Origin of the sequence: Colwellia polaris (assembly GCF_002104515.1) — a bacterium.
Lineage (GTDB): Bacteria > Pseudomonadota > Gammaproteobacteria > Enterobacterales > Alteromonadaceae > Cognaticolwellia > Cognaticolwellia polaris.
Genome location: NZ_NBOE01000004.1, coordinates 19,346 through 43,587, shown reverse-complemented (window position 1 = coordinate 43,587; position 24,242 = coordinate 19,346). Strand labels below are relative to the sequence as shown.

The 24,242-nt window shown below is 37.1% G+C and carries 16 protein-coding genes; 8 read left to right on the top strand and 8 right to left on the bottom strand.

The window, feature by feature from the left end; all coding sequences use genetic code 11:
• Positions 1 to 10 precede the first annotated feature (10 nt).
• The 5 genes from B6A32_RS08565 to B6A32_RS08545 form a co-directional block, all read right to left on the bottom strand.
• On the bottom strand, positions 11 to 1,981 hold the full coding sequence (locus B6A32_RS08565) for a nuclease-related domain-containing DEAD/DEAH box helicase (RefSeq protein WP_085302946.1): 1,971 nt from the start codon (positions 1,979 to 1,981) through the stop codon (positions 11 to 13).
• Between the two features lie 56 nt (positions 1,982 to 2,037).
• Positions 2,038 to 3,999, bottom strand: coding sequence for an RNA-binding domain-containing protein (locus B6A32_RS08560; protein WP_085302944.1), 1,962 nt, complete (start codon positions 3,997 to 3,999; stop codon positions 2,038 to 2,040).
• Positions 4,000 to 4,074: 75 nt separating this feature from the next.
• A complete protein-coding gene (locus B6A32_RS08555) occupies positions 4,075 to 5,376 on the bottom strand; it encodes an FRG domain-containing protein (protein WP_085302942.1) in 1,302 nt (433 codons plus the stop codon).
• Positions 5,366 to 6,679 carry a restriction endonuclease subunit S gene (locus tag B6A32_RS08550; protein WP_085302940.1) on the bottom strand — a complete coding sequence of 438 codons (1,314 nt, stop codon included), beginning with the start codon at positions 6,677 to 6,679 and terminating at the stop codon, positions 5,366 to 5,368. Before B6A32_RS08550 ends, B6A32_RS08555 begins: the two co-directional genes overlap by 11 nt.
• Complete coding sequence (locus B6A32_RS08545; RefSeq protein ID WP_085302938.1) at positions 6,669 to 8,393, bottom strand: type I restriction-modification system subunit M; 1,725 nt, start codon at positions 8,391 to 8,393, stop codon at positions 6,669 to 6,671. Before B6A32_RS08545 ends, B6A32_RS08550 begins: the two co-directional genes overlap by 11 nt.
• A 388-nt stretch (positions 8,394 to 8,781) precedes the next feature.
• Between B6A32_RS08545 and B6A32_RS08540 the strand changes: the two genes are divergently transcribed.
• The 6 genes from B6A32_RS08540 to B6A32_RS08515 all read left to right on the top strand — a co-directional run bounded on the left by B6A32_RS08540 (position 8,782) and on the right by B6A32_RS08515 (position 17,153).
• Positions 8,782 to 10,026 carry a TniQ family protein gene (locus B6A32_RS08540; RefSeq protein ID WP_085302936.1) on the top strand — a complete coding sequence of 415 codons (1,245 nt, stop codon included), beginning with the start codon at positions 8,782 to 8,784 and terminating at the stop codon, positions 10,024 to 10,026.
• A gap of 5 nt (positions 10,027 to 10,031) precedes the next feature.
• Positions 10,032 to 12,128 (top strand): type I-F CRISPR-associated protein Csy2, encoded by a 2,097-nt coding sequence (locus B6A32_RS08535; RefSeq protein ID WP_198946890.1) that lies wholly within the window; start codon positions 10,032 to 10,034, stop codon positions 12,126 to 12,128.
• 14 nt (positions 12,129 to 12,142) lie between these two features.
• Positions 12,143 to 13,195: a type I-F CRISPR-associated protein Csy3 gene (csy3, locus tag B6A32_RS08530; RefSeq protein ID WP_085302932.1), complete on the top strand. Its 1,053-nt coding sequence runs from the start codon at positions 12,143 to 12,145 to the stop codon at positions 13,193 to 13,195.
• A gap of 1 nt (position 13,196) precedes the next feature.
• Positions 13,197 to 13,808, top strand: a complete 612-nt coding sequence (gene cas6f / locus B6A32_RS08525; RefSeq protein ID WP_085302930.1) for a type I-F CRISPR-associated endoribonuclease Cas6/Csy4 — start codon at positions 13,197 to 13,199, stop codon at positions 13,806 to 13,808.
• Positions 13,809 to 14,580: 772 nt separating this feature from the next.
• The gene (locus B6A32_RS19265) at positions 14,581 to 16,515 is read left to right on the top strand and encodes a methyl-accepting chemotaxis protein (RefSeq protein WP_158088470.1); all 1,935 of its coding nucleotides are present in this window, start codon (positions 14,581 to 14,583) and stop codon (positions 16,513 to 16,515) included.
• A 185-nt stretch (positions 16,516 to 16,700) separates the two neighbouring features.
• Positions 16,701 to 17,153 carry a peroxiredoxin gene (locus B6A32_RS08515; protein ID WP_408607668.1) on the top strand — a complete coding sequence of 151 codons (453 nt, stop codon included), beginning with the start codon at positions 16,701 to 16,703 and terminating at the stop codon, positions 17,151 to 17,153.
• Positions 17,154 to 17,273: 120 nt separating this feature from the next.
• On the opposite strand, the gene B6A32_RS08510 is transcribed toward B6A32_RS08515, so the two are convergent.
• Positions 17,274 to 18,794, bottom strand: coding sequence for a DUF4397 domain-containing protein (locus B6A32_RS08510; RefSeq protein ID WP_085302924.1), 1,521 nt, complete (start codon positions 18,792 to 18,794; stop codon positions 17,274 to 17,276).
• 338 nt (positions 18,795 to 19,132) lie between these two features.
• On the opposite strand from B6A32_RS08510, the gene B6A32_RS08505 reads away from it, so the two are divergent.
• On the top strand, positions 19,133 to 20,269 hold the full coding sequence (locus tag B6A32_RS08505; RefSeq protein WP_408607667.1) for a BaiN/RdsA family NAD(P)/FAD-dependent oxidoreductase: 1,137 nt from the start codon (positions 19,133 to 19,135) through the stop codon (positions 20,267 to 20,269).
• A 68-nt stretch (positions 20,270 to 20,337) separates the two neighbouring features.
• Here the strand turns inward: B6A32_RS08505 and B6A32_RS08500 are convergent, their stop codons facing one another.
• Positions 20,338 to 21,786 (bottom strand): sensor domain-containing diguanylate cyclase, encoded by a 1,449-nt coding sequence (locus B6A32_RS08500; RefSeq protein WP_085302920.1) that lies wholly within the window; start codon positions 21,784 to 21,786, stop codon positions 20,338 to 20,340.
• Between the two features lie 266 nt (positions 21,787 to 22,052).
• Between B6A32_RS08500 and B6A32_RS08495 the strand changes: the two genes are divergently transcribed.
• Positions 22,053 to 22,682, top strand: coding sequence for a GNAT family N-acetyltransferase (locus tag B6A32_RS08495; RefSeq protein WP_085302918.1), 630 nt, complete (start codon positions 22,053 to 22,055; stop codon positions 22,680 to 22,682).
• 173 nt (positions 22,683 to 22,855) lie between these two features.
• Here B6A32_RS08495 and B6A32_RS08490 read toward each other — a convergent pair whose 3' ends face one another.
• Entirely contained in the window at positions 22,856 to 24,235 is a 1,380-nt protein-coding gene (locus tag B6A32_RS08490) for a hypothetical protein (protein ID WP_085302916.1), read from the bottom strand.
• Positions 24,236 to 24,242 lie beyond the last annotated feature (7 nt).

The following is a 24,242-nucleotide window of genomic DNA, read 5'->3' as shown; positions in this document are numbered from 1 at the left end:
GCTCTCCAGCCTAATCTGATTTATTCATGTTATGGTTAAAAAAACCTGAGAATTGGCTATCTTTACTCACGTCCAAAACTATAAGGTTTTCCACAGAGCGCGTAATTGATGTGTAGACAATTTCCGGCGTATCTTTATCATCCATTAAGTAAAATACGGTTTTCGATTCTAACCCTTTAAAACTATGCACGGTTGATAGCTTGATCAAACCGCTATTTGCATAAAAGTGGTTCTTTTTGGTTCGGCGTGCCCGCTCCAATTCAGATTGTAATTCTTTATAGCCGTAGATAGTTTTCCGTAATTCTTTTTCGGACATTAATTTTAACTCATCCAAAGTGGTGGTAGAGTCATATATTGAAAGTAACTGGTGTAGCTCCTCATAAGATTCAAACATACAGTGGAACTTTTCAACTCCTTGGTATTTATCAGCTAACTTACGGACAAGATAAATGTTAGAGGATAATATAACCACATCATTAGGGTTAAAGTTGTTAGCCCTAATAGTTTTTTGAATCAACTCAAATGATTGATCCGCCCAGTTATCACTAATAAAGTGGTAATCTAGGACCTCAAACGACAGTCCTTGTTGAACAGGCGCTGTTTCTAACAATTCAGAGTCTGAATATTTTTCTATCAAATACTTAGACTGATAGCCTTTGAAAACTTGATTGAGGGGTGACGTAAAGCTTGTTCTATAAGATCGATTTAATTTTTTCCAACTACCAAATCCTTGAGCTATAACTGCTACTCGTTCATTGTTTCGCTCATAAATATTCTGTGATGCATCACCAAATAAAACCATTTCCCCGTCAGTGGCTAAAAAGTTATCTCTAATAATTTTAACCCACTCACTCTCAAAGTCTTGTACTTCATCAACTAAAATCGTTTGATAACGTGATAATGTATAGTCTTCAAAGCAATCTTTTTTATAAAGAGCTTCTAAGCCAAAACGCGTTATCAATTCACTGAGCTCTTGTCCGGTTTCATTGATTTGAGAATTGTAGAATTGATGGTAGTTAGTAACAGCAAAATTCTGCTCATCTCTATAACCTAAAATATCACTGATTCTATCTTTAATTAAATTCTTGAGTGTAATGTTGAATGTGATGATAAGTACACTTTCTTGATGCCTTTTACGCGCATTGACAGCTCGCTGGGCAATTATGGCGGTTTTACCACAACCGGCAACGCCCCTTATTTTCTCTTTGCCAATATTACTCAGTGCCAACTTAGCTTGTTTATCATCCAAAGGAATTAACTTACCTTGTTTTAAAACATGCTCACATGGCATGAGACGCCGTTTTAGATCATCATATACACGCCCATCAAATAACACATGAGACTTAAAGCTCTTAATTTTCGATATAAGCATGCTGAGTTGATCATTTGCATATACCATCGCCTTATCACGAGATATCCGTTTTTGTACCCCTGAAATACCATCGGAACGCTTGTTATAGGTTTCATGGTTTATAGACTTACTGCCATGTTGCTTGAAAAGATCTTGTGACTGTTGCCTCAGCTCACTTTCGGCCTGACTATAAAGCTGATTAATTTGAGATTTACTACCTTTATGCATATAAACCAAAGGTAGAACAAGGTTAAAGAAGTTACGGTTAGTGAGTTGCCCTAGCCCTAGAACTGGTAAATGTAATTGATACATATTCTTTTTGTAGGTAAAGGCTTGTGACTGCGGAGATGCTATTCGTGAAGTACCTTGAGCGCTTTTAACTGACCATTTATTATAATTATCAACCTGATAATTACTTAAGTTATAGTCTTTAACTTCTATAACAAATATCGAAACTCCTTCTTTGAGGATAATAAAATCTGGCCTATCACCATCTAAAAAGGGGTTAAAAAATACTTCATAGCTGTCATCGAGGTGCTCATTTAAATAATGTAATAAATGATACTCACCTTCAGTAGGTTGTACTTTTAAACGCTCAATGTTCTCTAACGACGGATATAAACTGGCCATAATATCTTCTTATAAAAAGGAAATTCCAAAAAAGTAACTAAGAATGTCTTCAGTGATCATTCGTCTTCCTTTAACTTATAGCCTTGTGCTGGGTGGTTAGGCGACGTAGGGAAAGCCAAACCAATTTTATCTTCTTTTAGCAATCTGTTGAGGTGGTTCTTTCTTAGTGCATCAGTATTTTTACCTAATAGTTCGGCAAACTGAGATAACCTAATATATTGGCTGGAAGCTATAGATAACAGCTGTATTATTACAGTCTCCATATCTTCTTTTTTGGGGCGGTGCTGGTTTCGGATAGCTTGTCCTACCCGCATAAGTTCGTGCCAAAGTGTATCTGATAACTCTGGGTTTTCTTTGTGTAGCTCCGGACTTTCAGGGCTTAGCTCCGGACTTTCAGAGGGTAGCTCCGGATCTTCAGATAGTAACTCAGGGTTTTCAGTCGGCTTTTCAGGATTAACCACAAATTCGTGCTCGGCTAGAAACTGCCCCGCGACATTATCAGGAGTAGGCACTTCAATATTTGGTCGGTGGTATACTTTACTTCGTTGCTCACCGCTTGAGTCGATAATCCCCATCTTGCTTAATTTAACTAATGCTAACGTTACCTCACGGGTATGAGCTGCCGTTTGAGTGCAAAGTTGATGATGGGTTAAATACAAATCAGAATAAACAGTAATGACAATAGTTCTTTCTAACTCCGATAGCTGTGTAAATTTATCAGCAAATTTTTCATTTAATAGTTGAATAACTTCTTCGGGGTAAAGGTCGATCATTCTTAGTTCTAATAGTGTTTGCTCATTAGGCTCAAGAACTTCTCTTAATAGCGGCATTTTCCAATGCTGACTTTTCCAACCATCTAAAATATGGCGAATTCCTGACCCAGCTTGTTCACCAAACTTTATATATCGGAACATTTGCGCTAATAAACGATTTCTACAGTCAGGTTCCCCACCGTGCAAAGCAATATCAATAGGTACTCGCATTAAACCGGGGTTACGAAAACCAAACATATCAGGGCGCTTTACCACTAAAACAGAAGAGCGGCCACTATAGTCGGCATGCACTATTACGTTTGCAAGTGCTTCACGTAGCGCTATATGCACAGGTGTATCTTCTTGTCGTGTACCTTCTCGCAGTTTAAAAGGAATTTTTAAATCATCAATCAGCTTACGATATACTTTGCGAGAAAAATCATAAAGATTACCCGACCAAGATCCATCTAACGTTAGCCTATCAACCCAGCGTAATTCTTTTTTTGCCTCAGGCCGCTCTTGGTAATCCAACATATAATACGGAAATTTTTCTTGAATAGAGGTATGCAGGCCAAACATCAATAAACCAGCAACAGTAGGACCTTGTTGTCCTGTCTCTCTATTTATACGCCATGCGGCGATCATGCGTAAAAAAGAGGCGTTATCTAATTCATTCCATGGGTGGTTAGGGTTTAAATTAGCGTAGGTTTGCCTATATATTCTTAAGGTTTCTAAATCGAGATCTGCCATACTAAAGTGTACCAATACTTCATCATCACGGGAGTCTTCGATTTGTTCGGCAAGCATACGTTTAACTTGTTCACCGGAAATAGTTTGATCTGACTCATTACCCCTTTTAAAGGTATTACCCATAGGGTTACCGTTTAAATACACAGGCCTTTCTTGCCGTTTAGCCCTAGAAACATAAATCACCAGTAACTTTTTACCGTTTATTTCAACTTCGGTAACGTTACTGTTATTCAATAAATTAACACTAACCTTGTTAGTATTGTTGGCGAGATTAAATACTTCAGCTTTAACTTTTTCTATGTTTTCAATGCCCACAACTGAGAAACGATGCTGTTTTTCTTTTAAACCAAGAATGATATAGCCACCGTCAGTGTTAGCAAATGCGCTGTAGCTTTCCCACATATCGTTAGGAACCGCGCCTTTACCGTCCTTACCACCGGCGAGTTTGCATTCAATTTCAGATGACTCTCTTAATAAATTGATGTCATCAAGGCTGTTTAATGAAAACTCACTCATTGAGCTGTATTCCTATTGCTAATCGTTGTTGGTGGTTACTTATTTAGTAGAGCCACGTTAATTTTTTTTCTGTAATCATTCAACATCCTTAGATGACATTGACTCTACATCAGCACTCATTGCGGCCGACTTAGATATTAATGCTTCAGTCGCTGAATCTATGAAATCATCGGGGAATTGCTGTCTTCGTAATGAACGCCTAACTATATTTCTCAGTCTAGCGAGCATAGAATCTTTTTTATACCAATCAACACCTGCTTTTTCATTGATAAAGTCGATAAGATCATCAACAACTTTACTTAAGGTACTTGGGTTAGTTTTACTCTTGAGACTGTCATCAACAATAAGGGCTTGTAACAATAGTCCATTAACATCATTGGGTAACCTATGCATAGCCCACGGCGAACTTACATGTGTTTCTTTTACGATTTCCTCGGCAGACTTATCAAATTGCACACTTTCAGATTTTTTTATTGAGGAATTGATAGCATCACGGATCAAGTCATTGCAATAACCAGATGAGCCAATTAAATCAGGGAACAAGCTGGCGTGATGAATATTCATTTTTCGTAGTTTTTTTAAACATGAAAAACGCGTATCTGGCTTATTAGGAATGTGTATTCTACAGATGTACTTTGACACTTCATTTACGTCATCTACATCAACTCCCGAATCTGCAAGGTGTTCATATAAAGATGACTCTAGTGTCTCACCATATGGGGCGAGGCTAAATAAACCTGCTTGATTCACAAGCCTTCCGTGGTCATCTATTGATGGTTCTACAATTTTCAAAACCGTACCGTCAGGCTCTGATTCACCTAATCCGAGATCTTGAATAAATGCTTTGTTTAATATAAAAATTGTCCGACTATAATTATTACAATCACCACTAGCTTCAAACCAAGTTGCATCATCTTCTCCTTCAAACGCAAAAAAAAGTGCGACATAAGGTGATAAACTCCAATCAAGTAAAGGCGTAGCTAAGCCATGATGTTGTCCTAAAGCCCACAGCTCACTATCTTTGTCTAAAATAGTTTTATCGTTTAATCTACCCCTTGTTGAAAGCCTAAAGTTACTTAAATGCTTATCAGCCAAATCAGCCTTTACGGCTCCTTTTACTAGTCGGTCAAGAGTCGGCTCTAATTGCCACAGGTAATGCTTTTGTCCTCTAAACACATAACTACCGTCTAAATCATTTTCACAGTAGTGTTTAACAACTTGATCGAACTCTTCCCACGAATTAACTCTGCACGATGGAATTAAGCCATCTATTTTTTGATTATGGATATTAAACTCGGGCCAAACAGGCAAATTCATAAAGTATTCAATGGCTTGTTCTTGGTACAATTCTACTTCAACTGGTGAGCTAGCTTTCATCTGTTAACTCCTCATTAGTGAGTTCTAGTTCACCCGAAAGAAGCTTAGGGAGCAGAGTGTCACGGAGTTTTTCCAAATTTTGAGTTTGTTTAACGAGGTTGAACTGTTGATTAATAATTGCACTTACAGCATCATCAAATTTTGCTAGGAGTTCTTTCGAAGGTAACGCAACCATTAAACGTTTCAAATCCTTAACAGTCACATGCCCCAGCCCTGTAGTTTGCTTATCTCTAGCTATTTCAGCAAAAACTGACCGCATAGACTTAAGCAAACTTAATAAAAAATTACGAGTAATAATTGGTTTTGGAATAACTTTGAAAATATGTTGATTAAGCCAAGCCTCCCCTAAAGCCCAAATAAAAGTATCAATTGACGTATCAGGATTTCCAGACCATGAAAACAGAATATCCTTATCATTTAATTTGTATTTTTCAGGCATTTTAACTGTGGAAAAACCTGTTTTATCAGTGATGCCTGACTTTAATTCAACTATTTTCACAATAGGAAAACCTAAGCCGTTAGTATTAGGCTCGAATTTTTTATATGCAGCACCATTAATATATTCAGCAATATCGTAAAGAGGCTTTACTTCCCAACCTTCAGGAATCAAGCCTAATTCTGACTCTACTAGTTTGTCAGGGAATAGTTCAGCGGTGAGGGCATCCATTCCTTCTGGTTGTTCATTGCGAATTTTGGCTTTCACGGGGTCAAAATCAACAAACCATGATTTGAAGATGGCTTGCGCCATTGCTTCTATAGTTTTGTTTGTTTGGGTGTTGCATACTAATTTATTACTTAAAGATTTCAGAATTCGAGCTATCTTTTGCTGTTCGGTTAATGGTGGGACAGGCAAGCTAACTTTTCTTAGTTCACTTTGTTTTATACCTCTAACAGTAGACCCCGATGAGCGAGACTCTAATTGGTGCCTTACAAAGTTACTTTGTAAGGCACATAATAGAAAATCATTATCTAATAGCCCCTTTTTCCCTCTCAAGGTTACAATTCTCTGAGCTAGCGCCACATTGGCACTTGTTAGCTGTGCAGTTTCCCCTAATGGGGCTTCCGTCGTCAAAACCACATCACCAATTTTTGGCAATCCTCGAACCATCCATGAGTCATAGTTGTCATTTGCAATAAACTCAAAAGGCTCAAGAATATATCCCCCTTTAACTATTTTAGCTGTGACAAGAGGTATTCCTGATTTCGTTTTCTTAGGAGTTTTTCCGCGATAATCAATAATCGCTTCCATGGCATCTTCGAGAGAAATAAATTTCCATCCGTGAGGTAGCTTATCAAAGCTCATAACCTAACCCCGCAAGATTTTTCTTAATTTCAGCTTCCAAGATTGCCGATTCAGCAAACTGTTCACTTAACTTAGTTGTTAACGTAACCATTTTTTCAGTAAAAGGGATACCGTCATCATCCTCTTCTGTAGCGCCAACATAACGGCCGGGGGTTAAGACAAAATCATGCTTTTTAATGTCACCTATAGTTACTGATTTACAAAAACCAAGTTGGTCTTCATAAACAACATGGTTAACGACTTCGCCTGTTTTCCATGCATGGAATAAATCAGCCACATTTTGAATATCGTCAAAGCTAAAATCACGTAATACACGATCTTTCATGTAGCCAAGGTTACGGGCATCAATAAATAACACTTCACCTTTTCTGTCACGCAATTTTCGACCAGCTTTATCAACACGAGTACTTTTATTTTTGGTTAAAAACCAAATACAAGCAGGAATTTGAGTATTAGTAAACAATTGCCCTGGTAGGGCGACCATACATTCGATTAAGTCGTTCTCAATTAACGCTTGGCGAATAATACCCTCGTTATTGGTGTTTGAACTCATAGAGCCATTGGATAAAAGTAATGCTTGTGAGCCGTCAGGCGCTAAGTGATGCAACATGTGTTGTAACCAAGCAAAGTTAGCGTTACCCGCAGGTGGTGTGCCATATTTAAAACGCGGGTCGTTATCGTTAACGCCAGTATTCCATTCTTTCATATTAAATGGCGGGTTAGCCATAATGAAATCGGCACGTAAATCGGGGTGTTGAACGTTGGTATAGGTACTGGCAGGTTCTTTACCAAAGTCATAATCCAAACCACGAATTGCCATATTCATCGCGGCAAGTTGCCATGTGGTGTGATTGTATTCTTGACCGTAAATAGAGATTCGCGATTTTTGGGTAACGGCATCAATTTGCTTTTCAGCAGCATGGCGTTCAATAAATTTTTCAGATTGCACAAAGAAACCACCGCTACCCATTGCAGGGTCGTATACTCGGCCTTCAAAGGGTTCAATCATTTGTACAATGAGCGTTACGATTGAAGCTGGTGTATAGAACTGCCCCCCTTTCTTACCTTCGGCTAGTGCGAACTGACCAAGCATGTATTCGTACACATGCCCTAGAATATCTTTACTGTTAAGTGACGCGTTATCATCTTTAAAAGTAAACGGGATAGTTGCTATAAGGTTGATAAGTTCATTAAGTTTAGCTTGGTCAATTTTAAGTTGTGAGTAGTGTTTATTAAGCACACCTTTTAACTTGATATTATCTCGCTCAATGGCTTCTAATGCGTTATCAATTAAATGCCCAACTGAGGTGATTTTTTTCTTTTTATCACCAATATCTAGCTCAGCACCACCAATCACTAATGGACCATTGTCTTGCAGAAACTGCCAGCGTGACTCTATTGGTAACCAAAAAATATTCTTTTCAGTGTAAAAATCACGCACTTCAAGCTCAGCGGCAACTTCAGCTAAATACTCTTCGCTTTCTTCACCACCAAAGTCTTCAGGATTTAAGTAATATTCATGTTCTGGGTTGGCAATATCAGTTTTGATTTCATTTTGACGCAGAGTGAATGAGTCTGATACATATTTTACGAAAAGTAGGCCTAGTACAGCATGCTTATATTGTGATGCATCGAGCGTAGAACGCAGCTTATCTGCTGCTGTCCAGAGTTTATTTTCAAGGCTTTTTAAAAATTGCTGTTCGGTTTGGTTCATGACTATTCCAATAGTTACACAGATTAGTTAATGATTAGCTAATCTGTGGTTTTCAATAATGAGTGCTGGGGGAGTATTTGTACTACATGGCAGGGTGCTGCTAATTTACTTAAACGATACTCCTTTCGCAGAATTAACCTCATGATATTACGCTTGTTTGAGATTATTTCAACATTAAGAACCTATAAGCCAGGTACTAAATTGTTACGTAAGAGTACCTGCCTTATTCGAAGTGTGGTCAGTTCTTTAAAGATGACTAAAAACAAGAGAAACAAATAGCATTAAAGTGGCACTCTATTTAGCTCAATAGTTTATTTTTTCACTCACTTGCAATTTTCATTAAATAGCCTTACCTTAAACTTAGGTTTACTAAGTTTTGGTGTGTGGCGTGGCTTTTTTATTTTCTCCTAAAGTTCGTGCGTTTTCTGATGAAACATTAGAAAGCTATTTACTGCGTGTTGTTTCAGAAAATTTTTTTGACTCATACGAACAGTTAAGCTTAGCTATTCGGGAAGCGCTTCATGAACTCGACTTTGATGCCCATGGTGCTTTTCCAATCGATTTAAAAAGGTTGAACGTTTACCACGCTAAACACAATAGCCACTTTAGAATGCGAGCAATCGGTCTTCTGGAAACATTGTTAGACCTCCCTCGTTTTGAATTGCAAAAACTTGCTTTATTAAAATCAGATAAAAAGTTTAACTCGTCCGTTGCAGTTCATCGTGATGGTATCGATATCCCATTAAAGTTTATTCGTTCTAATGGCGCGGATGGAGAATGCTCTCTACCTATATGCCCTCAATGTTTAGCTGAAGAACCCTATATAAAACAAAGTTGGCACATAAGATGGATAAACATTTGCACTAAACATAAATGTACATTAATCCATCAGTGTCCCGACTGTAACTTACCTATAAATTATATTGAAAATGAATCAATTGCCCATTGTTTATGTGGCTTTGATTTGGCCTCAGCTACCAACAGTAATACAACCTCTATTACTGTAAAGCGTAAAGATGCTGAGTTAATACATAACCTGCTCAATAACGAAACTTTAATTGATAATCCATTGTTTCGTGAGACTACAATATCCCAACGTTTTGCGGCATTACTTTGGTATCAAGAAAGATATAGCTGCATAGATAACTTTTGTTTAAATGATGCAGCTACCTTCTTTAGTAAGTGGCCTGAAAATTTATATAACGAATTAGACCATTTAAGTAAAAACGCTAATATGAAGTTGATTGAGATGTTTAATAAAACTATATTTCGATTTATTTTCGGTGAGGTTATTTTATCAGTACCACATAGTATTCAAAGAGAAGGTCAGCGTCATTTCATTCGAATAGCGCTAATTGATTATTTAATTCGTTTAGTTGCAAACAATCCTAAATCGAAAAAGCCTAATGTTGCTGATATGTTAGTGAGCGTGACTGAGGTAGCGATAATTTTAGGTACGTCACATGAGCAAGTTTATAGGTTATACCAAGATGGTATTTTGCAAAATGCTTTTCGTCAAAAAATGAATAGCAGAATAGATCCCCATACTGGTGTCTTTTTCTTAAGGCAAGTAATAGAGTATAAATCTAGCTTTGGTGACGATAAACCTAAAATGCACTTGTCGGCTTGGTAATGGGTATGCATTTACAAGAACTGTTAGCTATTGAAAGTGTTCCAGATCGCGATCAATCTTTAAGGCGTGCTTTTAGCGCTTATACAGAAGAAATAGACATTACAGGTTATGAATCAATCGCATTAACTATTCTGTTAAACCTCACTTACCGTAAGGTGCAAATTGATAACCTACTTGATAAAAAACTAGCCAAGAAAGCGCTAAATAATGAAAGCCTACTTAATAAATGTATTGATGAACTTCAGTGGTTTCATACTCATAACTTGAAATATCCTGATATTAGAGTCAGTAAACAAAACTTAGTAGTTGATTCACCCATGTTACATCCTTTGGTTTTGAGTAGTGCAAATTATGATAGAGCCTACGGATGGACCCATAATTCAGCTCAAGTAAATTTAGTTAAGTTATTTGTTAGTTATTTTTATTGGCAGGGAAATAAATGTTGTCTTGCAGAAATTTTAGCTGCACAGCCAATCGAAGTAGAATGGAAAGCCGCATTTCAATCACTTGGTATGCAAGTTAAATTATTTATAAATATCTGCGGTAGAGTTAAAGGCTTTTTACCACAAGTAATGATCCCAGATACTGTCGATAGATACTCACCCCAAGTTAGAATGCCATACCATGATGGTTATGTAGCCGTTACACCAGTTGTTAGCCATGTGCTGCAATCTAAGATACAACAAGCTGCTATAAACAAGAATGGAAAATTCAGCCAAATTGAATTCACTAGGTCAGCCGCCGTAAGTCAATTAGTCGCGTCCCTTGGAGGCGTTGTTAAGGCATTAAGTTATCCGTTGTATTTCAATAATAAACACCATGGTTTGCATGATTCTCGTCGATTAAAAGTGCAAAATGGACAAAGTGTATTTAACCTTATCGCTTTAACAACAACACACTTTATTAATGCTTTAAATGGCCTAATATATAATGGTAATGCATTAGCACTTAAACAACGCAGACAGCAAAAAGTGATTTGTATAAAGGCTGTCAGAAATGCTTTGTCTGAGTGGTTGTCTCCTATTTTTGAGTGGCGTTTTAGTATCATTGAAAATAAAAGCCAATTAGAACAATTGGACAAAATTTCTGATACGTTAGAGTACCAGCTGTTAACAACATTAGATGATGATTTGCCCGAGTTAGTTAATCCTTTATTTGGTGTGTTAAATGCAATGTTTTCACACGATACATCAACTCAAAAGTATGCCTTTCACCCTAAATTAATAGGGTCTATAAAAGCGAGTTTAAAGTGGCTGTTAAGTAATGCAGCCATTATCGATAACTCACCAGCTTTTCACGATAATGAAGAACAATATCGATACTTACATTTACGGGATATAAGGGTGTTTGATGCTCAAGCATTATCAAACCCGTATTGTGCTGGTACGCCGTCATTAACAGCTGCTTGGGGAATGATGCATCATTACCAACGAAAACTAAATAATGCACTAGATACAAATGTAAGATTTACTTCTTTTTCTTGGTTTATCAAAGATTATTCTAATGTGCCAGGTAAAAAGTTACCTGAAATGCGGTTACAAGGAGCAAAGCAAAATGAGCTTAAGCGCCCAGGTATTATAGATAATAAGCATTGCGATTTAGTGTTTGATTTAGTAATTCATATAGATGGCAATGAAGAAGATTTATTATTAATCGATGAACAACCTGAAATGCTTAAAGCGCACTTTCCAACAACTTTTGCTGGAGGTGTGATGCATCCACCCGAGCTAGATTTAGCTATTAATTGGTGTAGATTATATGACGATGAAAATAAACTGTTTGAAAAACTAAAACGTCTTCCTTTATCTGGTCGATGGGTTATGCCAACAAAACATAAAATCTGTGACTTAGATGAGTTGCTTTTGTTGCTCAACAATGATCTTAAGTTAAGCCCTATTATGTTTGGATATTTACTACTAGATAAACCTAAAAAAAGGTGTGGGTCTTTAGAAGAATTACATTGCTATGCTGAGCCAGCTATAGGATTAGTTGAATATATCACAGCCATTAATATAAGATTAAAAGGGAAAAACTTTTACTTTAATCATGGTTTTTGGATGTTAGAAGCTAAAGAACAGTTTATGCTAATGAAGGGAGTTTAAACTAAAGGCCTTTTATGGATATATGCAATATATTAAAATACGATCGCTCGCTTTACCCTGGTAAAGCTGTTTTCTTTTATAAGACAAAAGATAATGATTTTATTCCTCTTGAGGCTGACATTAATAAGATTCGCGGACCAAAAGCAGGTTTTACTGAAGCCTTTACTCCACAATTTTCACCCAAGAAATTAGCTCCTCAAGATTTAACTCATAATAATATTTTAACGCTTGAAGAGTGTTATGTTCCTCCTAATGTAGAGCACGTTTATTGTCGTTTTTCATTAAGAGTGCAAGCCAATTCATTAAAGCCCTCTGGCTGTAGTGATCCTAAAGTATTTTCTTTACTAAAAGAACTAGCAACAGTATTTACAGATAGTGGTGGCTACAAAGAATTAGCAACTCGTTATTGTAGAAATATTTTACTTGGTACTTGGTTATGGCGTAATCAAAATACTGGCAACACCGAAATTGAGATTAAAACCAGCTCAGGAAACTCCTATAAAATAAGGAATACCCGTAAAGTTGCATGGGAAAGTTCATGGCCTTCTGAAGATCAAAACGTATTAAATGAATTAAGTGATGAAATGCAAAACGCATTAATCGATCCGAATATATTTTGGAGTGCAGATATAACCGCGAAGATTGAGACTGCTTTTTGTCAGGAGATTTACCCAAGCCAAATTCTCAGCGACAAGCCAGCACAAGGCGATGCTTCTAAACAATTTGTAAAAACCAAATGTATAGACGGACGTTATGCTGTGAGTTTCAATTCGGTAAAAGTAGGCGCGGCACTCCAATCAATTGACGATTGGTGGGATGAAGATGCAGATAAAAGATTACGAGTTCATGAATTTGGTGCTGATAAGGAACTTAGTGTAACTCGTCGCCCTCCTGATTCAGGCAGAAATTTTTATCACTTATTGAAAAATACTGAACAATATATTGACGAGCTAAACGTAAAAAACACAACGACAAAGTACACTATTAACTCAAACATATATTACATGTTTTCAGTGTTAATAAAGGGCGGACTGTTTCAGAAAAAACTTGAATCAAAGAAGGGGTAATATGTTACGGCATTATTTTATGGTGGAGTTTTGTCCAAAAGAAGCCAATTTCCCTTTACTTTCCGGTCGCTGCATTTCGATTATGCATGGTTTTATTTGCAAAAATAATATTCAAGGGTTGGGAGTATCGCTTCCTGCTTGGTCTGATAACACAATTGGAAATAAAATTGCTTTCATCCACTATGATGATGTGACTTTAAATAGTTTAAAACAACAACCCTATTTTCAAGATATGAAAGACTGTGGCTTTTTTAAATTGAGCGACGTTTGTGTTGTACCAAATGAATGTAAAGAGGTTAGGTTTAAGCGAAATCAATCAGTAGCTAAAATTTTTGTAGGTGAAAGCCGGAGAAGACTCAAGCGGCTTGAAAAAAGGGCACTGGCAAGAGGCGAAGTTTTTAGCCCTAAAAAGTCGTCTTACACAAGGGAATTAGATACTTTTCACCGGATTCCAATGAGTAGTAGCTGCAATCTTGAAGATTTTATTCTCCATATACAACGAGAATACGTAGATTTTAAAGGTGAACAAAGTTTTGGTAGTTATGGTTTCGCAACGAATAAGAAGTTTCAAGGAACGGTTCCTGACTTATCTACTTTAACTAATAATATTTAACCTAATCTTAAAGTAATAAGCTAACCAATTGATAATCATCATTTATATTTAATACGAATATTTTTGGTATAATTATCATTTATAATCTAATCTTATGATTACAATGTATAATAAGCTTATTCTTCATTGTGACCTGCCGCATAGGCAGCTGAAAATATCACAACACTAATAGCAAAAAGCTCGCCATGGTGACCTGCCGCATAGGCAGCTGAAAATTTGATAAAGGTATGGATTTGATGCTTGAACGTGTGACCTGCCGCATAGGCAGCTGAAAATAAAAACAATCGTTTTGATGTTTATGTTAACCGACATTTGCCGCACAGGCAGAGATCAGACCTCTTCTAAATTTTAAGTTTAGAAGAGGCCTTTTTCTTCATAAATTCTCTCGAATATTTATGTAATTTTATTACAAGATTAAATAAAATATTTTTATTTGGTTATTTATTTGTCATAGTATGGTTATATTTTATGTCACTGTATGGTTTTACAGTGTTGCTAAGTCCTTGTTTTTTAGTTGTGGCTTATGTCATGCTTTGGGTTCAGCGACACCTTGCATTTAGGAGCATAAGCGATATTCAGACCTTCCCCTTACTGCGCTTAACATCTTGCATACATACAATCGCTTAGTTCTGCTAAGTAACGTATCAGGCCTATATCAGTTTCATCATCTTAAATTTGTCACATTTGTGTCACCTAGCCGTAACGTAACTGTCATATAAAAAGGTAAAAATTTAGCATGTTTTAAAAACGTTATTTACAAGGTTGAATGCTAGTGCGGGTTTCAAGTTTTTCAAAAGTGTCCGTTTTTGCGGTCAGCTTATTTGCAATCGTTTTTTTAACAACCATGTTCCATGTTGGTAGTTCACTCACATCTAGCCGCGCAGAACTTGCCGACTATCAAAAGCTAAAGTCCGCAACCACCGTTAACTTCTATCGTACCATTGCGCAATATTTGCGTTCTGGTGATGCAACTTTATTAACTCAAGCACAGCAAAAATTAACATACATTAAACAGCAAAGCACACAACTTAACTTTCCTCTTTTAAAGGCTAAGATTGAGCAACAAACGGTAAAGCTAGATCATGATATAAGCACAAAATATCGCGCCTTAGGAAAACTCAGTGGAGACCCTCTTGCTCTACTAAGAAACTCAGAACAAGACATGCTAGCGCTTTCTTATAATTTGACTGGCTATGCACAAGTGAGTGATAAACTGAGTATTAAACAGCGCCTCAATTACTTAACAAACACTCAATTAATTACTAAAAGCATTAATGAGCTGATACATAGCCGAGAAAAGTTATTTCTTACTGGTGCTTCTAACGCTACGCATATGAAGGTTATTACACTTGAGCTACAGAGTTTAATAGCAAAGCTAGAAGAAATGCCTGCTTTAGCTATATATGCTGATGTGGAACAAGATGATTTTTTTGCTGATGAAGAAGATAATGAAGACTTAGCAAACGATGCAATAAATGAACTACGCTCAATCAACAGTCGCTATCTTAATGAGGTTAATAATACCTTAGCACTTAAATTAAGTAGTAAAAAAGGTCTGCAACAGCTAGCAGAAGACGTTGAAGCATTAGAGCAAATTATTCTTATTGGCGAATTAACAGTTACTCGCAAACAACAAGCATTAAATAATCAACTTATGTGGATTGTTTGTGGCTTAACGGCATTTTTAATTATTTTTCTTGTGACTAATTATGTCTTACAACGTACGGTTATTTTAAACCCTTTGCGCAAGCTTCGCGATAGCTTTGTCGCCTTGGTTGAGCAAGGCAAAGTAGATAACATTAAAGGGATTTCTGCTAGAACCGAGCTCGGTGAAATATCGTCAAGTTTTAATGAAATGGTAAATAAGCTTGCCCATGACGACAGACAAAAAGCGCATCAGCTTGACCTAGTAGCAAGCGCACTTAAAGCCATGGAAAGCCAAGTACAAAATATTTACCAATCGTCTGCAAGTACCAGTGACCACGTACAAGGCGCACGTGAGATTATGGCAGCACTTGGACAAGCTACTGAAACCGTTAACGACTTATCTGGCCAGGTTGTAAGTAACGCACAAGCCACTCAACAAGCAATGGAAGCGAGCCAAGCCCGTGTTGGACAAGTATTAAAAGCCAGCGAGTCAACCAATATGGCTGCACAGGAAAGTAAAACCGCCATTACTTTACTTTCTCAATCAGTAAATAGTGTAACCTCGATTGTTGACGTTATTGCCGCGATTGCCGATCAAACAAATTTACTGGCATTAAATGCCGCTATTGAAGCAGCAAGAGCTGGAGAGCACGGTAGAGGTTTTTCGGTAGTCGCAGATGAAGTAAGACAGTTAGCCGGTAAAACACAAGAGTCATTACAACAAATTTCAGCGAAGCTTGAGCAATTACAAAGCGCGACCAACTCAATTCAAGCCACCATTATTGATATAGAAACCGCATCAGCCAATCAACAAAACATTGCCGATGAACTTCAACAAACGGCTATAGAGGTTACAGGCCAAGCGAAAGTTTCGGCTGAAGTCGCTCAAAACACTTTAGAACAAATTACCCTCCAGCGAGAACAGTTCATTACGTTTGAAACCGCTATGAGTAATGTTGACCAAGAAGTGAATCAATCACAAAAACTTGCCGAGAAAATAACTCAAGATGTTAATAGCCATATATCAGGTATTTCCGATACCTTAAAGCAAGCTAGCTAGCTAGCTAACGCAAAGTGTGGTTAATTAATTCCATCTAATTCGTGCGCTGTGCTATACATTATTCTACACTAGCTTAAACAGTACTTAGCTTTAGACCACACCATAAAATTACCCTAACACTATAAAGTAAGGGTGCTAATTCACTACACAATAATGGAAATATTATGATCTCTTTAAATGCAGCTATGCCTGAAGGGCAGCTACAAGAATTAAAAAATGGTGAAATGCTCACCCACAAAACCGCTGAATTATTTGCGAACAAAAAAGTAGTTATGTTTGCCGTACCTGGCGCATTCACCCCTACGTGTTCAGAAACTCATTTACCGGGTTACGTTGTATTAGCTGATGAATTCAAAGCCAAAGGCGTTGATGCGATTATTTGTGTGGCAGTTAATGACGCATTTGTAATGTCATCTTGGGGTAAAGCGCAAAATGCTGAAAATCTAATGATGCTTGCTGATGGTGATGGTAGCTACACAAAAGCCTTAGGCCTTGAAATGGATACCGCCACTTTTGGTGGTTTACGCTCACAACGTTACGCTATGATTATTGAAAACGGCGTTGTAACAACATTAAATGTTGAACAGCCACAGAAGTTTGAAGTTAGTAATGCCGAAACAATTATCAAACAACTTTAAACGACTTTAAACGACTTTAAACAATGTAGTTAACCGTTGTTTATCAAAGCAGGGAACCATTGGCTCCCTGCTTTATTCTGTGCATTCATTATGCTCAAAGTCTTAATCACTCAAGATTAATTACTCGCCTTCAGTTTGCTTAATCATCTCTATGCGATAACCTGTTGGCGAATCGATATCCGCTTCAACAATTAAAAATAGTTCATGTGAGTCTTCATCAAGGGTTAATTGAAAGTTTGATAAAATAATCTCACTGCTATCAACTTCGGCAATAGCAAATACTTGATAAGTATTGTTTTGTAAGTAAATTGACTCCGGCTGAGTGTATACTGCACTGCGGTTATACAAAGCAGTTTCTATAGTTTCATTATTACGAACAAAATAGAATTTAACAAAGTTAAAGTCATCACTATCGACTAAATCTATCATGGTAATTTGATGATCGTAGATACTTTCTCGCGTACTATTTGAAACTACAAGTGACTTAATAGTTATTTCAATTTCGTCAACAATACCGTCATTGTTTTCATCAACATTGCCGTCGCCGTCTAAATCAACATCTTCTTCATTTAAGTAAAAGAATACGGTTTTATTGGTGTTTTCAGCCAAGCCCAATAAATGATTACTTAAAAGGCGCTCAGTAGTACCCGGAATTAATAAATCTAAACTATAATCACCTTTATCTTGAACTTTAGTCTCGCTATAGGTACCAATTTCAAGTGCTGATATTTCTGCTTCATCATCAACACCATTAATATATATATCTAACGTACCAGTATAATTAGGGATTAATTCGTGTTCTCTAATCGCATTGTATGCTCGAAATTGCGCTTCGGAGTCGGTATCTAAATACTCGGTAATTGACGAGTTAGACATTCTATCCATAGCATAAGGCGAGTTACCTGAACCGGTATTTTCGCGAACTATCATCACATATTGTGCAGGGAATGCGTAATCTATATCGTCTGACGTAAATAGTACTTCTTGCGTTCCAGCCCTAGTGATGTAGAAAATATATTCGTCTTGGTCAAATTTTTGATTATCCGATAACTGCTTATAGTTGTATTGACCAACAAGTTTTGCTTCATTAAAGGTTTCGTCAGACTCAGACATATAAAAATCTACGCCAGCTGAATCAGGATGTAAATTTAATACCCGTAAGTTGAATAAATCTTCATCTTCGTCTTCTTCATCGTCAAGCATTTCGATGCTGTAGGTCTGTACTTGAGCAGCCGTAATATCGTCAGTTAATACCACAAGTTCAATGGTATCGGTTGTAACATTAACTTGCCCTTCTGCAACTAATTCAAGATCATCACGGTCGCTACTGTCTTCGTCTTGCCAACCCATTTCATAAAAGTAGCTGCCCGTGTCTATTTCAAAAGCACTTAGCGCTTCTGTATAAGCAACACCGTTAAAGGTTACTTCAAAGTTATCAGAATCATCGTCATCGTCTGACTCAAGATCTTGATCTATGGTAAGAATAATATCCGGCGCATTTTTCGAACTGTTATAAAATTTTACATAGCCCACATTTGAGCTATCACTGCCGCCGCCACAAGCAGCCAGTACAAATGCGGAAGAAAGTAACAGTATTTTTGCAGGCGAAATCGTTGAAAGTAGGTTGGAGTTAAAGCGCATATGTTTTTCCAATAGAGTTAGTTGTCACGACTGTACAGATATAACTGCCAGCTTATTTATGCTTACACCTGTTAAACAGCTGAGATAGCACTACGTAGAGCGGCATTTTATGGGTAAGTTCAACGATTCACAGTATCTTTGCACTTCTTTACTTAACCCTACATTTCCTGACATAGCGGGCGACTTATGCAAGTTTATAGTTAACATTTCATTCACTATTTTAACTTATCGCCCTACTTTGTTATCTCACGTATAATGCTGACATTAAAAGCTTAAACTGGGTTATTTCGTTGATATTTTCTGATGTAATTATTATTGGCGCTGGCGCTGCAGGCTTAATGGCTGCTGCAACTGCTGGCTATCGTGGCAAAAGCGTAACCGTTGTGGATATGGGTAAAAAGCCTGGTCGAAAAATACTCATTTCAGGCGGTGGGCGTTGTAATTTCACCAACGAAAATGCCAGCGCTGAAAACTACTTATGCCAAAACCCTCATTTTGCTAAATCAGCATTGAGTCGCTATAGCGCACAAGACTTTATTGAACTGGTTGATCGCCATGGCCTTAATTATCATCATAAAACCTTAGGGCAATTATTTTGTGATAACAGCGCGCAAGACATTGTCGATATTTTGATGACCGAATGTGAATGGGCCGGAGTTAATATTGCCCTGCGCAGCGAAGTCATATCAGTAAGTAAAAATGAAACCGGTTATGTGGTAGTTACCTCAGGTGAAAGTTACCAGTGTGAATCATTAGTTATTGCCTCAGGTGGCTTAACTATGCCGAAATTAGGCGCCAGCCCAATAGGCTATAAAGTAGCAGAGCAATTTGGGTTAAACGTTTTACCGACAATGGCAGCTCTAGTGCCCTTTACTTTGCACGATCACGACAAACAAAAGTTTGATGGTTTATCAGGCATTAGCTTAGCGACTGAGGTGACTAGCGAAGACGGCACTTCATTTAAAGAAAATATACTATTTACCCATCGTGGCTTATCAGGCCCCGCCATACTGCAAATATCGTCATTCTGGCGCTCAGGCCAAGCGGTAACTATAAATTTATTGCCAGAAACTTCGATCGAAAATTTACTCATACAATGGCGAGAAACTAGCGGCCAGAAATCCCTAAAAAATATGCTCGCAACCGTATTGCCCAAGCGTTTCATTGAAGCACTCGTAAAACAAAAAGATATAACCGATAAAACTATTAAGCAAATTAGTAACGACGAAATAACCTATCTAAGCCAATACCTACATAACTGGCAAATAAAACCTAATGGCACCGAAGGCTATAGAACCGCTGAAGTTACTTTAGGCGGTGTCGACACTGATGAATTGTCATCAAAAACTTTCGAAGCTAAAAAATCGAAAGGCTTATTTTTTATTGGTGAAGCTATTGATGTAACGGGATGGCTCGGAGGCTACAATTTTCAGTTCGCGTGGAGCAGCGGTGTGGCTTGTGGGCAGGCGGTTTAGTTAATTTTGAATAACAATAAATCCAATATATTCATTTACATTTTAAAGCATTAAAACCTAACCAAGCGTTACTCGTCTTTATGTGGTGTTAGCTTATCAACAGTGTTCAAGTTGTGTTCAATGCAGCAGTCATTCTCTTGGGCACTTTCAATGGTTACTCTATTTTTTCCGCTTTGTTTAGAATGATAAAGCGCTATGTCGGCCTGTTTCATCGCTTTTTCAAAGTCGAGATAGTCGCTAGGTTGGCATAGTTTAAAGCCAGCGCTAGCGGTAATCGATAAGTCGTTACCACCAAGTGTTGGCTTTAAGCCGCGAATACCTTCAATTAAACGTGTTGTTAAACTGTCGAGATCAGATTCTTTTTCAATTGCTACCGCAAAGGCAAACTCTTCGCCGCCGTATCGACAAAAAACCTCATCTACTCGACAAAATTTTTCTAAATAGCTTGCTAGCTCTACTAAAATCAAGTCACCTGCGTCATGCCCATGTGTGTCGTTTACCAACTTAAAGTCGTCGATATCTATTAAGCCAAAAGCAATTGATACTTTTCTTCTATTGCAAGACTTAATCAGTCGATGTACTTGGTCGATAAAAAAACGGCGATTAGGAATATTAGTGAGGGGGTCAAAAAATGCAATTTTTTCTAATTTTTCGTTGGCCTTTTGTAGTTCATTTGTTCTTTCTCGCACTAATTTTTCAAGCTCATTTTTTAAAGACTTTAGTTCTTGATTTCTAAACTGCAGCTGTTCTAAATGAAACTTTCGCTCTGAAACGTCACGCTCAATTGCGCCAAAATGCGTTACTTCTCCGTATTTATTTTTTAACGGAATAATATTCATTTCAATCCAATAAGGTCTGCCATTAATGTCATAATTTAACAAGGTTTCTGTAATAGCTACATTATTTGTCAGTGCAACATTGATGCGTCCCATGGCTTCTTTATCGGTGAGTTCTCCTTGTAAAATTCGAGGAGTTTCGCCTATAGCCTCTTCTTTTTTGTAGCCGGTAAGTGTTTCAAATGCTTTATTAACGTACACAATTTTAGGGCCGGTTGGGTATTGAATATTATCTGCTTCACATACAATAACAATATCTTGCGTGTTTTCTACAATGTCTGAGAAAAAATAAAGCTGTTTAAAATCTGATATATCATTAAAGGTAACAATAATTGCACGAGTATCGCTGTCTTCATTGCCCTCTGGGTAAGCATTTATCATAACCCAAAGTGAGTTATTAGCGTTTACTATCCCTATTATTTCATTGGTAACGGGCTTTCTCGTACGCCTTACCTTGTTTACGGGAAAGTTTTCTTCAGCTAACTTATTACCAGCATAATCTAAAAAGTCCCATTGAAAATCGGCAGTTGCTTTGTTATTCATATCTTCAAAACTTACATCTAACAATTTCAACGCTGTTGGATTAGCATATACAATTGAGGTATCCCATCGATGAACAACAACCCCTACATGCGCTTTTTCGAGTAAATTTTTTAGATTAAGACCATAAAAATCTGTCATTTCGCGCTCACTTCTTTAATGCATCTTTTAAGCTTAGAATACTTTGAGATTTTTATGCAAATTAATACTATGTATCCCCTATAAAAGCTCAATTAATATTCGGTAATTGCCGCAAAATCTGGTCAGACAGGCTTTCTAATGGTATAAACGCGCCATAGAATTAATATTTGCAGTATTAGTGAATACGTTTTAATAAAATTACTGCGCTAACAAGTGAAGGCTGTTGCTAATTACGGTGAAAATTCATCGCAAGGCACTGAATAAAAATGAATTTAACAATAGAATTTAATAAACCAGAAATTAAAACTAGCTTTGAATGGCAGTTAATACAGGAAGTAAACGTTAAAAATGACGATAACCGAGTTATTGCTAAAGCAGAGATTGAAATAATTACCCTAAACAAACACCGCGGCGCTGACGAAAGCTATGAATTACTTAGCCAACAAGATGCGACTGATTGGGAAGTACCTTTAAATTTATTCTTTAAAAAACAAAATATTGCTGCTGACTTAGTCGAAAAATTTCAAGCCAAAGTAGACGCAAAAGCGAAAGATCATATTTTGATTGAAGCGATTAGTGTGCTACCGGCATTTCGCCAGCAAGGTGTAGCTACATTTTTATTAAATGAAATTGCCCAGCATTATAATAAAGTGCAATCTATCTCACTATTAAGCTTGCCGATGAATTTATTTGTTGATGCGCAAGATTGTGAAACTGAAGAAAACAAAGCGTATTATCAAGCGATGAATTTAACTGATGATGCCTTAACTCAGGAACAGTTAAGTGCATTTTTTGAAAAATCTGGCTTTAATCATTTAGCCATTGATGACAGTGCCTTAGAAGCACCATTACCTTTTAAAGTTTTTATGGCTAGCCCAAACACCATCACTGCATAAATGTTGCGTTGTGTTCGATAAACACAACATGTTAAGTTAATTTACTAATGCAGCATAAGCTACATGCTGCGTTAGTAAGTTAATACTTTACCGCCCTTACATATTATCTACGTTGAACTTTTGAATTAGCCATTTGAGCTAGCCACATGAATTAACACTTTATTTTTTCATGCTTAAGGCTTGCTACGTTTAATACGTTTCATTATTTGCTTCGCGCCAGCATATTCATAAAATGGATAAATATTTAGCTCAACAATTGCGGCCATATTTTTCTCAAAGTCCGTCATATTATCAGCTTTAATATCGCTTAAGCCCTCGATAAAATGAGCTTCTGACAAGTTACAATTATTCTTACTAGCGGCCATCAGTTCAGCAGAGGTAATTTGTTGATTAGCATAATTTAACATCTGTTGATGCCAAGGTTTCAGGTTTACATTTGTTAAACCTGTCTCGGTAATTTGTTTTGCGACATGGGGTTTACCTAACATTTTAAAAGCATGCGCTCCATATAGCACACCATAAAAACTTCTGTCGTTACGCGTAATATATTCAGGCATTAGATCCGCCGCAGTTTGCCAGTTAAAGTTAACCACATTAGACAAAATAGCGAGGTATAAATCGTCAGTACTTAGGCTGTGCATATCTTTATCAGAAAAATAGGTGGTAAGCGCTTTATTGTTGCCAAGCCAAAAATCAGATTCCGCTAAAGCACTTTTAAAGTCAACATCAAGTGAGGCAGCCTTTTTAGCTGAAAAGTTTGACATGCGCAGTTTGCCCATCAACCTTAATACCGTACTTAATTGCATATGATAATAAGCGTTTTCTGGGGTCTGTTTTACTAATAGTTTATAATCTTCAAATACTTGAGTTAATTGCTGACTAGTATCTTTATGACAAAGGTTATCGAATATTTTGTCTACTTTGTATTCATTTAAAGCGCCTAAAATATCGCTGCTTTCAGGATTATGTTTGGCTGCAGTTTCGAGCACAAATAAGGCTAATTGTAAGTTATTCTGTTCTACATATGTTGCCGCAAGTGCCATGTTTCCGTTTATAAATTTGGGATTATCGTGCACTGTTTCTTGTAAAATATTAATGCGATCTTCAATACTTAAACTCCCTCGTGGCGCGAGCGGAAGTTTCATATATACCGGTGGTGCTATATCAATGGTTTTTAGAAAAGGCTGTTGTTGAAAAAAGGTCTGCCAATAGGCAACATCATAACTATTAGTGCCAAAGCTTTTAATCAAATTCAAACGATAATAGTTTAATAACACATCGTGATTATAAGGCTGGCGCTTATATAGTTCATCATAAGAGGCAATAACTTGGTTTAAGGTATATAAGTTCTTATTGGCCTCATATTCTTGTAATTGCTGCAAGGCTAATTGTGTTAACGCTACGGTGTCTTTTGGATATTTGGCCGCTGTTGCTGCTAACGAATTATCTAATGACGATTGATTAGTTGTTGCTCGGCTGGGCTCTTTTTCCGTACTTGCACAGGCACTAAGCAAAAGAATTGAAGTCATTAAAACAGCTAAAATAATTTTCATCTCTGTG

Bases quoted from the DNA above. Each gene is read 5' to 3' on its own strand.
- B6A32_RS08535 (WP_198946890.1), top strand. From the start codon at position 10,032: ATGCATTTACAAGAACTGTTAGCTATTGAAAGTGTTCCAGATCGCGAT.
- B6A32_RS08560 (WP_085302944.1), bottom strand. From the start codon at position 3,999: ATGAGTGAGTTTTCATTAAACAGCCTTGATGACATCAATTTATTAAGA.
- B6A32_RS08495 (WP_085302918.1), top strand. From the start codon at position 22,053: ATGAATTTAACAATAGAATTTAATAAACCAGAAATTAAAACTAGCTTT.
- B6A32_RS08510 (WP_085302924.1), bottom strand. From the start codon at position 18,794: ATGCGCTTTAACTCCAACCTACTTTCAACGATTTCGCCTGCAAAAATA.
- B6A32_RS08490 (WP_085302916.1), bottom strand. From the start codon at position 24,235: ATGAAAATTATTTTAGCTGTTTTAATGACTTCAATTCTTTTGCTTAGT.
- B6A32_RS08515 (WP_408607668.1), top strand. From the start codon at position 16,701: ATGCCTGAAGGGCAGCTACAAGAATTAAAAAATGGTGAAATGCTCACC.
- B6A32_RS08545 (WP_085302938.1), bottom strand. From the start codon at position 8,393: ATGAACCAAACCGAACAGCAATTTTTAAAAAGCCTTGAAAATAAACTC.
- B6A32_RS08555 (WP_085302942.1), bottom strand. From the start codon at position 5,376: ATGAAAGCTAGCTCACCAGTTGAAGTAGAATTGTACCAAGAACAAGCC.
- csy3 (WP_085302932.1), top strand. From the start codon at position 12,143: ATGGATATATGCAATATATTAAAATACGATCGCTCGCTTTACCCTGGT.
- B6A32_RS08565 (WP_085302946.1), bottom strand. From the start codon at position 1,981: ATGGCCAGTTTATATCCGTCGTTAGAGAACATTGAGCGTTTAAAAGTA.
- B6A32_RS08505 (WP_408607667.1), top strand. From the start codon at position 19,133: ATGGCTGCTGCAACTGCTGGCTATCGTGGCAAAAGCGTAACCGTTGTG.
- cas6f (WP_085302930.1), top strand. From the start codon at position 13,197: ATGTTACGGCATTATTTTATGGTGGAGTTTTGTCCAAAAGAAGCCAAT.
- B6A32_RS08550 (WP_085302940.1), bottom strand. From the start codon at position 6,679: ATGAGCTTTGATAAGCTACCTCACGGATGGAAATTTATTTCTCTCGAA.
- B6A32_RS08500 (WP_085302920.1), bottom strand. From the start codon at position 21,786: ATGACAGATTTTTATGGTCTTAATCTAAAAAATTTACTCGAAAAAGCG.